Genomic DNA, 14,809 nt, shown 5'->3' with positions numbered 1-14,809 from the left:
ACCGTTACACACTTTTCCTGGAATTGCTCTAGCCGCCTTAGGCTGCTGTGGCCGAGCGCACCGTTTGCGCGCCCGGTCTGAATGATTTGGGCTTCAGGCCAGGTCGACGTCGAGGATCGCCATCGAGAAATTATAGTCGCCGTCGTCCTCGTCCTTGAAGACGATGCCGAGGAACTCGTCGCCGACATAGACCTCGGCCGAGTCTTCCTTGCGTGGGCGCGCCTTCACCTGCAGCTTGGGATTCTGGAAGACGCGCTTGAAATAGGCGTCCAGCTTTCTGATTTCGTCCGGCTTCAAAAGTCTTCTCCGAATGCGACTGTTCGTTGGAACGCGCTTCTGACACACCGACAATGGCGATGTAAAGGCAAGCCGGCAAGGATAACACGGGACGACCGGCGCCTGAAACGGCGGCCGCGATCCGGCCGCCGTCGATGACGGCCGAAGTCAGATGTCGAAGCTGACGACGTGGTCCATCGTCTGCGAGGGCAGGAGCTGGTCCATCTGTCGCGAGGGCTGGTCGCAGCCAGTCTCGCCGACGACACGTGCCGGCACGCCGGCGACCGTCTTGTTGTGCGGCACGGGCGACAGCACCACCGAGCCGGCCGCGATCTTCGAGCAGTGGCCGACCTCGATGTTGCCGAGGATCTTGGCGCCGGCGCCGATCAGCACGCCGCGGCGGATCTTCGGATGGCGGTCGCCGCTGGCCTTGCCGGTGCCGCCCAGCGTCACCCCATGCAGGATCGAGACGTCGTCCTCGATGACGGCCGTCTGGCCTACAACCAGGCCGGTGGCGTGGTCGAGGAAGATGCCCTTGCCGATGCGGGCAGCCGGATTGATGTCGGTCTGGAACACCGAGGACGAGCGGCTTTGGAGGTAAAGCGCGAAGTCCCTGCGGCCCTGGTTCCACAGCCAGTGCGCCAGTCGATGCGTCTGGATGGCATGGAAACCCTTGAAATAGAGCACCGGCATGATGAAGCGGTCGCAGGCCGGGTCGCGATCGTAGTAAGCCTGGATGTCGACGCGCACTGTGGCGCTCCACTCCGGATCGTCGGCAAGCATCGCCTTGAAGGTCTGCCGGATCAGGTCCGAGCCGATGTCCTGATGGTCGAGGCGCTCGGCCAGGCGATGGATCACCGCCTCTTCCAGGCTCTCCTGGTTGAGGATGGTCGCATAGAGAAAAGCAGCCAGCAGCGGATCGCGGTTCACCGCCTCCATCGCCTCATCGCGGATCGAACGCCATATGGGATCGACCGGCTGCACCATGCTGGGGCGGGCTATCGTTACACTGTTCATCGACGGTCTCCGGCCTGCTCGTTCTCCGGCGGCACATATAAGCCAGATCATAGCACGGTTGAACTCAATTTTCCTTAGTGCTTTGTCAAATGAACTTGGTTCACGGAAATTCAAGCGGCCATGGAAAACGAACCCTTGATCGACGAAACCCTGAAAAGCGAGCTTTCCGCCCTTTATCGGGCCGAGGATCGGCACTACCACAACCTCGCCCATATCGAGGCCATGCTGGCGCTGGCCGAGAAATACCGAAGCCTGCTCCATGACCCCGGCGCCGTCGAGGCCGCGATCTGGTTTCACGACGCCGTCTATGACAGCCGCGCCAAGGACAACGAGGCCAAAAGCGCATCGTTGGCCGCGAAAAAGCTCTCCGGCCGCATCAGCCCCGATCGCCTCGCGCGCGTCGCGGCGATAATCAATGCCACCGCCACGCACCAGTTGCCCCTGCTCGATGACGAGAAGGCCGCCAGCGATGCGGCCTTCGTCCTCGACATGGACCTGGCGATCCTCGGCGCCGGGCCAGATGCCTTCGATGCCTATGAGACGGCGGTCCGGCGCGAATACGGCTGGGTCGAGGAGCCGATGTGGCGCGCCGGCCGCGCGGCGGTGCTAAAGAGCTTCCTCGCTCGCCCGCACATCTTCCACACGGCCGAGTTCCGGCAGCGTTTCGAACCCAGGGCGAAGCAAAATCTGGAAAGGTCGCTGGCCGCGCTCAAAGCCGGATAGTTGCTGTTCAGAGCGGATATTCGGCGTAGAACTCCAGCACGCGCTGCTTGAAGCTCTTGTCGCCGACGGCGAGCATGTGGTCGCGGCCCTCGATGTGAAAAGCTTTCGCGTTGGGCATCAGGACAGCCAGTTCGTCGGGCGAGCCGGCGATGTCGTCCCTGGTCCCGACGGCGATCAAGGTCGGCTGGGCGATGCGCGCGACATCGTCCTCGCTCATCGATGCGCGCGAGCCGACGATGCAGACGGCGAGCGCCCGGCGGTCGCTGCGGGTCTGGTCGGCGAAGGCGCGAAACGAGCGGCCGCGCGCATGGCCGATCGTACCGGGATCCTCGGCCAGGAGCGCATCGGCGATCGGATCCCAATCGCCGACACCGTCGACAAGGCCGATGCCGAGGCCGCCCAACACCAGCGTCGCCACCTTGTCCGGATCGGACAACGCCATGAATGCCGATACCCGCGCGCCCATCGAATAGCCCATGACATGGGCGCGTTCGATGCCGAGGTGGTCGAGCAGCGCGGCCGCGTCCGAGGCCATCTTGCCCGGGGTGTAGTCGGCCTCGCTGTAGCTCTTCGTCGAAGAGCCGTGGCCTCGGTTGTCGAAGGCGATGGCGCGGTAGCCGGCATCGTTCAGCGTCTTGAACCAGCCGGGCGAGACCCAGTTGACGTAATGGCTTGACGCGAAACCGTGGATCATCAGCACTGGGTCGCCCTGCCCGGACGCCGGCTGGCGGTCGAGGTAAGCGAGTTCGAAGCCGTCATGGGAAAAATATTGCATCTGGCGCTGCCGAGGTCAGTTGGAGCCGGCGCCCGCCGCCTTGTCGATCGCCGGGTGGCGCAAGACGTCTCCGTCAGCGAGAGCCTCCCTGGCGGCCGTTCCCGCCCTCAACTCGAGCACGAAGCTTACGGGCTGTCCAGGCGAGATGATCGCTTCGGATTCCGGTTCGCCGCGCTTGATGGCCTTGATCCTGCCGTCCTGGCCGACGAAGACAAGGTCGAGCGGCATCGGCGTGTTCTTCATCCAGAAATTCACCTCGCCGGGCGTCTCGAATACGAACAGCATGCCGTGATCGTCGGCCATGTCCTTGCGGAACATCAGCCCGGCCTCGCGCTCGTCCGATGTGTCGGCGATCTCGATGGAAAAGGAATGCTTGCCCGAGCTGGTCACCGCGACAAGCGGCGTCGGATCGACCGGCAGCATCATGGCCTGGCCGTCCGCCCAACTCGGTTTCAGGACGCCGAAAGCGGCGGCCAGCACGATGGCGGCATACAGCGCGCCTGCAATCAGCCAGTTGCGGTCGGTCATGTGATACCTCGTCCTAAGCTCGTCCTAGACCATGATCCAAGCGAGTGGAACCGGTTTCGAACAGGATCGACCTCATACACGACTGGCCATACAGATAATCGTTTTCGACGCAACGCGCTTCAATGCGTGTTGAGATGCTTCAATGCGTGTTGAGATTCAGATCAGGCCGTGCCGAAAATGACGGGTTCCGAGAACCGGACCGGAGCGCACTTAAGGTACGTGAGCACCGGCCTACGCCGGCCTTTGCAGGCCGGCATCACCTGAAAATCAACGCGCATTTAGTGCGAGACCGGCAAGGTGCCCACATCGGGGTGAATTTCGGCGGCCATAAGGCCTTTGTCGCCGCGGCCGAAGCGCACCAGAACGACCTGGCCGGGTCTCAGCTCGGTGATACCGTAGCGCCGCAGCGTCTCCATATGGACGAAGATGTCCTCGGTGCCCTCACCCCGGGTCAGGAAGCCGAAGCCCTTGGTGCGGTTGAACCACTTCACCAGCGCCCGCTCGAGCCCGCTTTCCGCCGTCACGGTGACATGCGTGCGCTGCTCCTGTTCCGCCGGATGCACCGCTGTCGAGGTATCCATCGACAGGACACGGAAAGCCTGCAGGCCGCGCTCGCCCTGCTTGACGAGGCACACGACGCGGGCGCCTTCCAATGCTGTCTGGAAGCCGTCCCTTCGAAGACATGTCACATGGAGGAGAACATCACCCGAGACGCCGTCGTCCGGAAGAATGAAGCCGTAGCCCTTGGCCACGTCGAACCATTTGATAGCGCCGGCGATTTCGACAAACTCGGCGGCATCGCCGCCACTGTCTCGCGTCAAGGCGTCGTCAAGGCTTCCGTCCCGCCTCGTAAAAGAGGCCTTTTCCCCCATAAGAATGCCCCCTTTTCTAACTGCAACCGCTACTGATTCTTGCCATGAGATTAACACTGCGGCTTCCGGGGTGTGCAAGACCTGACGTGCCTTTTTTCACCGTTGAGCACCGGAAAGCCTTAATTGTTGTTTGCCGGCGCTGCTTGAAGTGCGACGGCGCGGCCTGAAATCGACCATTCCACCGTTTTGTCGGACGATTGCCCTTTGGCGGAGCGGCTCCTATGGTGCGCCGCAAACGCAACGCCGCGAGGAGCCCGATATGCGCTATCTTCACACCATGGTCCGCATCGCCGACATCGATCAATCGCTCGATTTCTACTGCAAAAAGCTCGGCCTCAAGGAAGTGCGTCGCTACGAGAACGACCAGGGACGCTATACGCTGATCTTCCTCGCCGCCTCCGAGGACGAGCAAAGCGGCATTGCCGAGAAGGCGCCGCTGGTCGAGCTGACCTACAATTGGGATCCGGAAGAGTACAAGGGCGGCCGCAATTTCGGCCATCTCGCCTATGAGGTCGACGACATCTACGCCACCTGCCAGAAGCTGATGGACAATGGCGTGACCATCAACCGGCCGCCGCGTGACGGTAACATGGCCTTCATCCGCTCGCCGGACGGCATCTCGATCGAGCTCTTGCAGAAGGGCCCGGCCAAGGCCAAGGCCGAACCCTGGGCCTCGATGCAGAACACGGGAAGCTGGTAGGCGTCAGGCCATCCCACGAGGATTTTTTGACCGCTGGCCCGTGGCGCTTCGCCCGGCAGCGCCTATCTATCGATCGGAGGCGCCGGCCTTAGGAGGCTGGCGCTTTTGTTGACTCTCTGGGAGAATTTCATGCCGACCAGCCGCGCCGATGTCGCCACCGAACACGCCAGCCGCTACCTGCAGCAGCTCTGCAAGCACTGGGCGCACAAGTTCCCGGTCGAGTTCGATCCGCACCACGGCGCCATCCAGCTTTCGCTCGGCCGCACCGTGATGGAAGCCGACGACAAGGCTCTTCATATCGCCGTTGCCGCTGACGACGCTGCCTCGCTCGAGCGCCTGGAAACCGTGGTCGCCGACCACATCAAGCGCTTCGCCTTCCGCGAGGAGCTGACCTTCGACTGGCAGCAGGCAGCCTGAGCCAGCGCAATTCCAGGATAAGTGCCTCGCGGTTTTCCGTCCGGAATTGCGTGGAAATGAATAGTCAGCCGCCGGCTTTGCCAGCCATGTCGAGCAGGGCAAGGACGCTCCGCCAATTGCGCGCCGTGCCCGGCACCTTGAGCGTACGCGGGATGAGATTGGCGAACACTGATTTGCCGAGCCCTTCCGGCGCATGCAGGTAGAGCACGTCGCCCTTGATCTCGAAGCGCTCCGGACCGGTGCATTTTTCCGCAAGCCGCTTCGTCTCGTCAGCGGTCGGCTCACGCTCCAGCGCGTAGGCATGCAGCTTGGTCGGCTCGCCGCCCACTTCCGGATAGGGATTGTCCTTCACCAGGCGTTCGAACCAGCCGGCATCGCGCACCATGATGCGGGAATGGAACCCCCATTTCTTCTCGAAGGCCGCTTCGATCTCACGTGTCAGTGACGCCGCATCGCCCTTCTTCGCGCGGAACACGATGTTGCCGCTCTGCACGTAGGTCGCGACATCGCTGAAACCCAAATCCTCGAAGAACGACCTCAGCTCCGCCATCTTGACGATGCGGTTGCCGCCGACATTGATGCCGGAGAACAGCGCGACGAAGACGGTTCCAGTTCCGCTCGTTTTTGGCCCGCTCATATGATGAACCCCGCCAGCGTCTCGTTGTCGGTGATGTCTTGATATTGCACGCCTTCGGCGTCGAAATTGGCCTTCAGCAGATCGAAATTGCGCCGGTCCTTGGTCTCGATGCCGATCAGCACCGAGCCGAAATTGCGCGCCGACTTCTTGAGATACTCGAAGCGCGCGATGTCGTCGTCCGGTCCCAGCATCTCGAGGAAATCGCGCAGCGCGCCCGGCCGCTGCGGGAAGCGGATGATGAAATACTTCTTCAGCCCCTCGAAACGCAGCGCCCGCTCCTTGACGTCCGGCAGGCGCTCGAAATCGAAATTGCCGCCGGAGACGACCGCCACAATGGTCTTGCCCCTGATCTCCTTGCGCGCGAAGTCCTTGAGCGCGTCGATCGCCAGCGCCCCGGCCGGTTCCAGCACAACACCCTCGACATTGAGCATCTCGATCATCGTCGCGCAGAGCCGATTTTCCGGAACGAGGCGCACGGCATCGGCGGTGAACTCCCTGAGGTGGCGCAGCGGCTCGCGGCCGATCTCGGCCACCGCCGCGCCGTCGACGAAATTGTCGACCTTGGCGAGCTTGACCCGCTTGCCGCTGGCAAGGCTCTCGCTGAGGCTCGGCGCGCCCGCCGGCTCGCAGAACACGAAGCGCGTGTCGCGATGCCGGTCGGCGAAATAATGCGTCACCCCGGCGGCGAGGCCGCCGCCGCCCACCGGCAGCATGACGATGTCGGGCATGCGCCCGCCGGGCATCTGGGCCGTGATCTCATAGGCAACCGTCGCCTGGCCCTCGATGATGTCCTTATGGTCGAAGGGCGGCACCATATGCGCGCCGGCAGTCTCCGTGAATTCGAAGGCGGCGCGATAGCAATCGTCGAAGAAGTCGCCGACCAGCCGGATCTCGACGAAATCGCCGCCGAACAGCCGAGTCTTGTCGATCTTCTGCTGCGGCGTCGTCACCGGCATGAACACGACGCCCTTCTTGCCGAAATGACGGCAGACGAAGGCAAAGCCCTGCGCATGGTTGCCGGCCGAGGCGCAGACGAAGAGCTCGGCGTTGTTGCCGGCGGCGAGCGCCTTACGGAAGAAATTGAAGGCGCCTCTGATCTTGTAGGAGCGGACCGGAGTCAGATCCTCGCGCTTCAGAAGGATGCGGGCGCCGGTCTTCTTCGACAGATAGTCGTTCTCCTGCAGCGGCGTTTCCGGAAAAATCCCGCGGATCGCCTCGGCGGCGGCGGCAACCCGGGCGGAGAAGCTGTTCACTTGCAAGTCCCTCATTTCATTCGAGGCAACGCGCCTCGATCCCCTGCCGGCGCGGTTTTTTCGACCAAGGACCTTCCTGCCGCCGTTTTGGCTTTCGCGCAACAGTGCGATGGCCCTCGCCGGCCGCCGAGCAAATTTCCGCTGGACACGACTTACTTTAGCCGCACTTCGCCTGTCCGGGAGGATTTCGCGGAGGGTGGATGGCCAATTGCGGCCGGAGTGGATTTGTTCGACGTGCATGTGAAGACGCTTTTGATCATTGCCCTGGCTCTGTCGATGGCAGGCTGCGCGGGGCGTCAGACAGAGGAAATTCTGGGCAGCGTCGTCGTGCCGACGACGGCGACCGAGATCGCCGGCAACCACTCGATCTTCATCGCCACCACCCGCAAGCGCTCCGACGATCCGAACAAGGTCTTTGACGGCGAGCGCTCGGCGACGCTGAACTATGCCCGCGTCAGCGTCACCGTGCCGCCGGTCCACCAGGCCGGCCAGATCGAGCGGCGTTCGCGCGGCACGTCGAACGATCCGACCAAATATTTCATGGCCTCCGAGGTTGTCGGCTACGACACGCAGCCGAAATTCGCCGGCGCGCTCAACGCCGATATCGATGCGCGTGGCGGCCGCGTCATGGTCTTCGTCCACGGCTACAACACCGGCTTCGACGACGCCGTCTACCGGCTGACCCAGATCGTCCACGATTCCGGATATCCCGGCACGCCGGTGCTGTTTTCGTGGGCTTCGGGCGCCAAGACGACCGACTATGTCTATGACAAGGAAAGTGCGTCCGCCGCCCGCGACCAGCTGGAAGTGACGCTGAGAATGCTCGCGCAGACCGGTGCGCGGCGCATCGACATCGTCGCGCATTCGATGGGAACCTGGGTGACGATGGAGACGCTGCGCCAGCTCGCCATCACCGGCGATCGCGACCTTAGCGGCAAGCTCGGCGACGTGGTTCTGGCCTCGCCCGACATCGACGTCGATGTCTTCAAGAGCCAGATGCGCCGCTACGGCAAGCCCGACAAGCCCTTCATCCTGCTTCTGTCCGACGACGACCGGGCGCTGAGGCTCTCCGGTCTGATTGCCGGTTCGCGGCCGCGCGTCGGCGACTACAGGGACGCCGCCGATCTCGCTTCCTATGGCGTCACCGTCGTCGATCTCTCCAAAGAGAAGGGAAGCGACAGCTTCAACCACACCAAATTCGCCGACAACCCGGCGCTGGTGAAGATGATCGGCCAGCGGCTGCGCGAGGACGATGGTTTTGCCAGCGACCGCGACGTCACCGACCGCATCAGCCAGCTCGCCACCCAGTAACCGTGGTGACGCGGTTGCTGTCCTGCATGGACTTTGAGCTGGACCGGACCGCCCTCTGGCTTTATCGAAGTAGCAGGAGAGGTTTGCCGCCCTTGGGGGACCCCGGGTGATCGTGCGTTCGAAGATCGGCCTTGGCCTTGCCTTTGCGCTCGCCCTGACGGGCTGCGCCGGTGGAAACACGCATGATCTTCTGAACAGGAAGACGGTAGCCGTGCCGGCCTCCGATATTGCGGCCACCCATGAAATCTTCGTCGCCACGACCCGTCAGCAGGCGACCAAGGACCCGCGCCAAGTGTTCGACGGCGACCGTTCGCTGACCGCCAGCTACGCCCGTGTCGACGTCACGGTTCCAAAAATCCATCAGGTTGGCGCGATCGAGCGCGCCAAGGGTTCGGCCGACAGCAACCCGGCCAAGCAGTTCACCGCCACCGACGTCGTCCACTATGGCGACGCTTCGCAATTCGCCAAGGCGGTCGGCGCCGATATTGCCATACGCGGCGACCGCGCCTTGGTCTTCGTGCACGGGTTCAACAACGGCTTCGACGACGGCGTCTACCGGCTGACCCAGATTGCGCACGACACGAAATATCAGGGCACGCCGGTGCTTTTCTCATGGGCGTCGAGCGGCAAGACGACCGGCTACATCTACGACAAGGACAGCTCCACCGCCGCGCGCGACGACCTCGAGGCGACGCTGAGGATGCTTGCCAAGACGCGCGCCAAAAGCATCGACATCATCGCCCATTCGATGGGGACCTGGCTGACGATGGAAGCCTTGCGCCAGCTCGCCATCACCGGCGACCGCGATCTCGGCGGCAAGCTCGGCTATGTCATCCTCGCCTCGCCCGACATCGACGTCGATGTCTTCAAGAAGCAAATGATCCGCTACGGCAAGCCCGACAAGCCGTTCGCGATCCTGCTTTCTGGCGACGATCGGGCGCTCAAGCTGTCCAGCCTCATTTCCGGCGACAAGCCGCGCGTCGGCGACTACGGCAACGCGGCCGATCTTGCGAGCTACGGCGTAGTCGTTGCGGATCTGACCAACACCAAGGGCGGCGACCGTTTGAACCACGCCAAGTTCGCCGACAATCCGGTCCTGGTGCAATTGCTCGGCGACCGGCTGCGCACCCCGGCGGCCCTGCGGGCGGACGAACCTCAAGGGGCCGGGTTGGACAATATCGGCCAAGGTCTCGGCAAAGCCGTGGGATCAGTGGCCGAAGTGGTGATCACCACGCCGTTCAAGGTGCTGACCATCGCCACCGGCGGCGAGTGATCGGCCAACGGCGACCCTCTCACACGAAAAGATCGACCTTCTGGAACGTCGTCACGTCGACCAGTCCGACGTCGGAGATTCTCAGCTCCGGGATCACCACCAACGCCAGCAGCGAGTGCTGCATGTAGGCGTTGTTCAGCGAGCAGCCGACCTTGCGCATTGCTTCCGTCAACTGCTCTGCCTTGGCCGCGACGATCTCGGCGCGCTCGTCCGACATCAGCCCGGCGATCGGCATTTCGACCAGCGCCAGTTCCTTGCCCTTGGAATAAAGCACCACGCCGCCGCCAACCTCGCTCAGCCGGTTGACCGCCAAGGCCATGTCCTTCTTGTTGGTGCCGACAACGATGATGTGGTGCGCGTCATGCGCCACGCTCGAGGCCATGGCGCAGTCTTCCACATAGCCGAAGCCGGACACGAAGGCGTTGGTGACGCCGCCCGTGCCCCTGTGGCGCTCCACCAGGGCGATCTGGCAGACGTCGTTGCGGCGGTCCATGGCGACCAGCCCGTCCTCGACCGGCAGATCGGCCTCCAGCGCCCGCGTCGGCGCCTGGTTCTCGATCACGCCGATCACGCGCGCCCGCACCTCGTTGGCGCCCTGGGGCGCGGCGATGTCGAAATCCGCCGCCCTGAGCTTCTTGCCGAGCTTGACCGTGTTCTTCGCCGTCTGCGGATAATCATACGCCGGAATGTCGATCTCGAGCTTGCCGGCCTTCGCCAGCCTGACGCCGCGGCTATAGACCTCGTCGATTGCCATCTGGGTCAGGTCGGAGACGATCAAGAGATCGGCCAGCCGCCCCGGCGCGATCGAGCCGATCTCGCGCTCCAGCCTGAAATGCTGCGCGGTGTTGAGCGTCGCCATCTGGATCGCCGTCACCGGCTTCAGGCCCTGGCTGATGGCGTGCCGCACCACGCGGTCCATATGCCCCTCATGCACCAGCGTGCCGGAATGGCTGTCGTCGGTGCACAGGATGAAGTTGCGCGGATCGATGCCGCCTTCGGTTACCGCCTTGATCTGCGCCGCGACATCGTACCAGGCGGAACCAAGCCTCAGCATCGCCTTCATGCCCTGGCGCACGCGTGCGATCGCATCTTCCGCGCGCGTGCCCTCATGGTCGTCCTCGGCGCCGCCGGCGACGTAGCCGTGGAACGGCAGGCCGAGGTCGCGCGAGGCATAGTGGCCGCCGACCGTCTTGCCGGCCCTGACCGTTTCGGCGATCTCGCCCGACATCACCGGATCGTTGGCTACGACGCCCGGAAAATTCATCACCTCGCCGAGCCCGATGATATTCTCCCAGGTCATCGCCTCGGCGACGTCGGCGACCGTAAGCTCGGCCCCGGCATGCTCCAGGCCAGGTGCCGAAGGCACGCAGGACGGCATTTGCACATGGACGTTGATCGGCATCGCGACGGCCTCGTCATGCATCAGGCGGACGCCCGGCAGGCCCAGCACATTGGCGATCTCATGCGGGTCGATGAACATCGAGGTGGTGCCGTGCGGAATCACGGCGCGGCAGAATTCCGTCACCATCACCATGCCGCTCTCGACATGCATGTGCGCGTCGCAGAGCCCAGGCACCAGATAGCGGCCGCCGGCATCGACCACCTTGGTCCCCTGCCCGATGGCGTGGCTGGCATTCGGCCCGCAATAGACAAAGCGCCCGGCGGCGACGGCAATGTCGGTGCCGGGGATGATCTCGCCCGAATGCACATTGACCCAGCGCCCGTTGCGGATCACCAGATCGGCAGGCTTGCGCCCCATCGCGACGTCGACCAGATGCGTCGCCACCTCGGTCCAGGGTTTCGGCCTTGCGGCGCTCTTCGGCTTGGCATTCGTCATCGGCGGATCCTCTGCTTGCGGCCACTTTCGCAAATGTCGGCGCACGGAGCCAGAGCGGTTCAAACAGCTCTCGGGGAAAACGCCGCATATGTTGACTATTCCAGGCAAATGGCGATGCTCGCCGTCGAACCGACCCTTGCGAGGCAAAAATGACCGGTTTCTGGAAAGCGTTCGCCACCATCATCCTCTTCGTCGCATCGACCGCTCTCGCCACCGCCGAAGAGCGCTGGCAGACCTTGCCGGAGCCTGCTGCAATGCCCAAACCCGACGAAAGCGGCTACGCGCCGGTCAACGGCATCCAGATGTACTATGCCGTTTTCGGTAAGGGCGACCCGGTGCTGCTCATCCATGGCGGCCTCGGCCATGCCGATATCTGGGCAAGCCAGGTAGCGACCATGTCCAAGACCCACAAGGTTATCGTCGCCGACAGCCGCGGCCACGGCCGCTCGACCCGCACGGACGAGCCCTACGGCTACGATCTGATGGCCTCGGACTATCTGGCGCTGCTGGACTATCTCAAGATCGACAAGGCGGCGCTTGTCGGCTGGAGCGACGGCGGCATCATCGGCATCGACATCGCGCTTCATCATCCCGAACGGCTGACAAGGCTCTTCGCACAGGCGGCCAACGTCACCACGGACGGCGTCGACCCCGGCGTCCTGACCAACAAGACCTTCGCCGCTTACATCGAACGGTCAGGCCGAGACTACAAGAAGATGTCGAAGACGCCTGACCAGTATGACGCCTTCGTCGCGCAGGTCAGCCATATGTGGGAGTCGCAGCCGTCCTGGACCAAGGATCAGCTCGGCAAGATTACCACGCCGATCGCGATCGTCGCCGGCGACCATGACGAAGCGATCGAGCGCGAGCACACCGAATATATGGCCTCCGTCATACCGGGCGCGAAGCTGATCATCCTGCCCAACGCCAGCCATTTCGCCATGCTGCAGGCGCCGGACGAATACAGCCAGGCGGCGCTCGACTTCATCGACGCCAAATAGCCGGCGTGCGAACGAGCAAGACCTGTGCTCGCTCCTGACCATCCGGATCGGCGGAAGATGGCGCAGACGATCAGGTTCGCGATCTTCGTGGTATCGGCAGCCTTGGCCGGCGTGGCCTTCTTCACTTTGCGCTCATACTGGACATGGGTTGCGCCGCTTCTGATCTTCGTCGCCGGCACCCTGCTCGCCGAATACACCTTCAACCGGCTGGCATCGCCCGAGGAGAAGCGGCGCGACCTCGAAGATCGCGTCCGCAACCCACCGACGTAAACCACTGTTGCAGGAATGCAATTTCGCTTTGCGGCGAATAACGCTAGGTTGCGCCGAGGAGTCTTTCGAAACCGCCATTTCGGAGCGCTCGATGGGTCGCCTGACGCTTGCCAGTGCCGGCTTTTTCGCTCTGCTGTCCGGGCCGGCCTTGGCCGCGGACGCAGGCGCCGACTTGCCCATGACCGCGCCCGGCTTCGACTGGACGGGCTACTATGCCGGCCTCCAGGCCGGCTATGGCTGGGGTTCATCCGACATCTCCGGCACCGAAGGCGAGCCGTTCGGCGCTTCGCCCGATCTTGATGGCGGCTTTGTCGGCGGCCATGTCGCCGGCCTCTGGCAGTTCAACCAGGCAGTGATCGGCGCGCGGGCCGAGCTCGACTATTCCTCGATGGATGGTTCGGCCCTGCTCGATCCCGGAAATTCGGTCGGCACCGACATCAATTGGTTCGGATCGGTCAATGCGGAGGCCGGCCTGGCGGTCGATCGCTGGCTGATCTACGGCGTCGGCGGCGTCGCCTTCGCCGGCATCGAGACCTCGCAAGATGCCGGGCCCACCTTCGCCAAGACACGCGTAAGCGCCGGCTGGACGATCGGCGCCGGCGTCGACTATGCGCTGAGCAACAATATCGTCGTCGGCGCGCAGTACCGCTACTACGATTTCGGCAAGGAGCATTTCGACGCCCCGGACGACTTCTCGGATCGCGACCAGGACGTGAAGCTGCACACGCTGGGCGTGAACTTCAGCTACAAGTTCTGAATTGATGAGCGGAACGAAGGTGGCCGGCGCCCGCAGGGGGCGGGGGGAATGGGTAGGGCCTGATGGACGCCGGCCGCGGCGGATCAAGTCCACAGCGAGGACGACCGTAGCGAACGCCTCTAAAGGCGTAATTCCGCGATCACGCCACTATCCAGGGTCAGCCGAAACGGCCTTGTCGGCTGGCATGGCGGCCAAGCACTCAACCCCGGCGCCGCCGTCACTGCGCTTTTGAGTCAGCCGGCGTGAAGACGAGCGTCTGGGCACCCGATTGCCCTTGGCTACCACCCCAGGCGGACTATCCGAGAAAGATCGGCGATGTCGCCATAGATCATCGAACCTTTGACGAGAAAACACCTGCCGTTGAGGACCTCGAAGAGCCGGCTTGACGCGGTGCAAATCGGCGCGACCTTACGGTCCTTGGCTTCGGCATAGCCGACGCTGATCGCGAGGATAGCGATAACAATGAGAGTCGTTTTGCTCATACTTAACCCCTAAAGCCAACTGGCTCCCAGGGCTGCAAAACCGGGTTGCGCTCCCTTAAGTAGCATCGGGCCATGATGGGCTTCATCCTATCGATCGGAGACGTGGGCTCATCCATTTGCCGTAGGGCGCAAAAGACGGGTTCACCCCCGCACAGGCGGTGCGCCCTGATCAGCGCCCGCACTTCGGCCATATCGCCGGACGATCCAGCGTGCGCCGTCGGCGAAGCTGCGGCGAGCCGGCAGAGGCGACTGGCGTGGCTGCAAGAAGGCGCGGCGGTCGACATCCCTGGGGTCCCGTTTCACGACCTCCGATACACCGACACCTCCGCCCTGATCGCTGGCCGCCTCGACGTGGTTGCAATTAACTGCCGGCTAGGGCATGCGTCACTCGCGGTCACGCTGTCGGTCTACGCCGATTGTTCGAGAAGTCGGACGAAGGCGCGGCGGCGATCGAAGCTGCGATGAGAGCGGGCGCGGAACAACAGATCAGCCTTTGGTGCCAATCCGGTGCAAAATCTAGCCCGGAAGGCTAGACCTGTGTCGGCTTAAGTGCTTGAAATTGCAGCGCGCGGACGTGGCGGAATTGGTAGACGCAAGGGACTTAAAATCCCTCGATCTCTGATCGTACGGGTTCGATTCCCGTCGTCCGCACCACATTGAAATTGCTTGCTTATTCTATT

Annotated in this window: 17 protein-coding genes and 1 tRNA gene; 9 read left to right on the top strand and 9 right to left on the bottom strand. The window is 63.3% G+C overall.

Annotated elements, in window-relative coordinates; translation table 11 throughout:
* Nucleotides 1–93 precede the first annotated feature (93 nt).
* Nucleotides 94–297 (bottom strand): DUF3126 family protein, encoded by a 204-nt coding sequence (locus EJ067_RS31245; RefSeq protein ID WP_040969488.1) that lies wholly within the window; start codon nt 295–297, stop codon nt 94–96.
* A gap of 147 nt (nt 298–444) precedes the next feature.
* Complete coding sequence (cysE, locus tag EJ067_RS31240) at nt 445–1,293, bottom strand: serine O-acetyltransferase (protein ID WP_126088948.1); 849 nt, start codon at nt 1,291–1,293, stop codon at nt 445–447.
* Between the two features lie 120 nt (nt 1,294–1,413).
* Here cysE and EJ067_RS31235 point away from each other — a divergent pair, with 120 nt between their 5' ends.
* Nucleotides 1,414–2,016, top strand: a complete 603-nt coding sequence (locus EJ067_RS31235; RefSeq protein WP_126088947.1) for a hypothetical protein — start codon at nt 1,414–1,416, stop codon at nt 2,014–2,016.
* Between the two features lie 7 nt (nt 2,017–2,023).
* Here the strand turns inward: EJ067_RS31235 and EJ067_RS31230 are convergent, their stop codons facing one another.
* From EJ067_RS31230 to EJ067_RS31220, 3 genes are all read right to left on the bottom strand, one after another.
* Entirely contained in the window at nt 2,024–2,791 is a 768-nt protein-coding gene (locus EJ067_RS31230) for an alpha/beta hydrolase (protein ID WP_126088946.1), read from the bottom strand.
* Nucleotides 2,792–2,806: 15 nt separating this feature from the next.
* On the bottom strand, nt 2,807–3,319 hold the full coding sequence (locus tag EJ067_RS31225) for a DUF192 domain-containing protein (RefSeq protein WP_126088945.1): 513 nt from the start codon (nt 3,317–3,319) through the stop codon (nt 2,807–2,809).
* Nucleotides 3,320–3,597: 278 nt separating this feature from the next.
* Entirely contained in the window at nt 3,598–4,191 is a 594-nt protein-coding gene (locus tag EJ067_RS31220) for a cold-shock protein (RefSeq protein WP_126088944.1), read from the bottom strand.
* Between the two features lie 259 nt (nt 4,192–4,450).
* On the opposite strand from EJ067_RS31220, the gene gloA reads away from it, so the two are divergent.
* Nucleotides 4,451–4,891: a lactoylglutathione lyase gene (gloA, locus tag EJ067_RS31215; RefSeq protein WP_126088943.1), complete on the top strand. Its 441-nt coding sequence runs from the start codon at nt 4,451–4,453 to the stop codon at nt 4,889–4,891.
* Nucleotides 4,892–5,020: 129 nt separating this feature from the next.
* A complete protein-coding gene (locus EJ067_RS31210; RefSeq protein WP_126088942.1) occupies nt 5,021–5,308 on the top strand; it encodes a DUF2218 domain-containing protein in 288 nt (95 codons plus the stop codon).
* A gap of 64 nt (nt 5,309–5,372) precedes the next feature.
* On the opposite strand, the gene EJ067_RS31205 is transcribed toward EJ067_RS31210, so the two are convergent.
* On the bottom strand, nt 5,373–5,945 hold the full coding sequence (locus EJ067_RS31205) for a DUF1697 domain-containing protein (RefSeq protein ID WP_126088941.1): 573 nt from the start codon (nt 5,943–5,945) through the stop codon (nt 5,373–5,375).
* Entirely contained in the window at nt 5,942–7,198 is a 1,257-nt protein-coding gene (gene ilvA, locus EJ067_RS31200; RefSeq protein WP_126088940.1) for a threonine ammonia-lyase IlvA, read from the bottom strand. The genes EJ067_RS31205 and ilvA overlap by 4 nt, the downstream gene beginning before the upstream one ends.
* 276 nt (nt 7,199–7,474) lie before the next feature.
* On the opposite strand from ilvA, the gene EJ067_RS31195 reads away from it, so the two are divergent.
* Nucleotides 7,475–8,509, top strand: a complete 1,035-nt coding sequence (locus tag EJ067_RS31195) for an alpha/beta hydrolase (protein ID WP_245468361.1) — start codon at nt 7,475–7,477, stop codon at nt 8,507–8,509.
* Between the two features lie 106 nt (nt 8,510–8,615).
* Nucleotides 8,616–9,782: an alpha/beta hydrolase gene (locus tag EJ067_RS31190; RefSeq protein ID WP_126088939.1), complete on the top strand. Its 1,167-nt coding sequence runs from the start codon at nt 8,616–8,618 to the stop codon at nt 9,780–9,782.
* A 19-nt stretch (nt 9,783–9,801) separates the two neighbouring features.
* Here the strand turns inward: EJ067_RS31190 and ade are convergent, their stop codons facing one another.
* Nucleotides 9,802–11,619 carry an adenine deaminase gene (gene ade, locus EJ067_RS31185; protein ID WP_126088938.1) on the bottom strand — a complete coding sequence of 606 codons (1,818 nt, stop codon included), beginning with the start codon at nt 11,617–11,619 and terminating at the stop codon, nt 9,802–9,804.
* Between the two features lie 149 nt (nt 11,620–11,768).
* On the opposite strand from ade, the gene EJ067_RS31180 reads away from it, so the two are divergent.
* The 3 genes from EJ067_RS31180 (at nt 11,769) to EJ067_RS31170 (ending at nt 13,647) form a co-directional block, all read left to right on the top strand.
* On the top strand, nt 11,769–12,620 hold the full coding sequence (locus EJ067_RS31180; protein ID WP_126088937.1) for an alpha/beta hydrolase: 852 nt from the start codon (nt 11,769–11,771) through the stop codon (nt 12,618–12,620).
* A gap of 57 nt (nt 12,621–12,677) precedes the next feature.
* Nucleotides 12,678–12,890, top strand: a complete 213-nt coding sequence (locus EJ067_RS31175; RefSeq protein WP_126088936.1) for a hypothetical protein — start codon at nt 12,678–12,680, stop codon at nt 12,888–12,890.
* Between the two features lie 91 nt (nt 12,891–12,981).
* Complete coding sequence (locus tag EJ067_RS31170) at nt 12,982–13,647, top strand: outer membrane protein (RefSeq protein ID WP_126088935.1); 666 nt, start codon at nt 12,982–12,984, stop codon at nt 13,645–13,647.
* A 278-nt stretch (nt 13,648–13,925) separates the two neighbouring features.
* On the opposite strand, the gene EJ067_RS31165 is transcribed toward EJ067_RS31170, so the two are convergent.
* Complete coding sequence (locus tag EJ067_RS31165) at nt 13,926–14,129, bottom strand: hypothetical protein (protein ID WP_126088934.1); 204 nt, start codon at nt 14,127–14,129, stop codon at nt 13,926–13,928.
* A 568-nt stretch (nt 14,130–14,697) separates the two neighbouring features.
* On the opposite strand from EJ067_RS31165, the gene EJ067_RS31160 reads away from it, so the two are divergent.
* A tRNA-Leu gene (locus EJ067_RS31160) sits at nt 14,698–14,783 on the top strand.
* The last annotated feature ends 26 nt before the right edge of the window (nt 14,784–14,809 follow it).

Source organism: Mesorhizobium sp. M1D.F.Ca.ET.043.01.1.1 (assembly GCF_003952385.1).
Classification (GTDB): domain Bacteria; phylum Pseudomonadota; class Alphaproteobacteria; order Rhizobiales; family Rhizobiaceae; genus Mesorhizobium.
The sequence above is the reverse complement of the archived record's forward strand: the minus strand, read 5'-3'. Positions and strand labels throughout refer to the sequence as shown.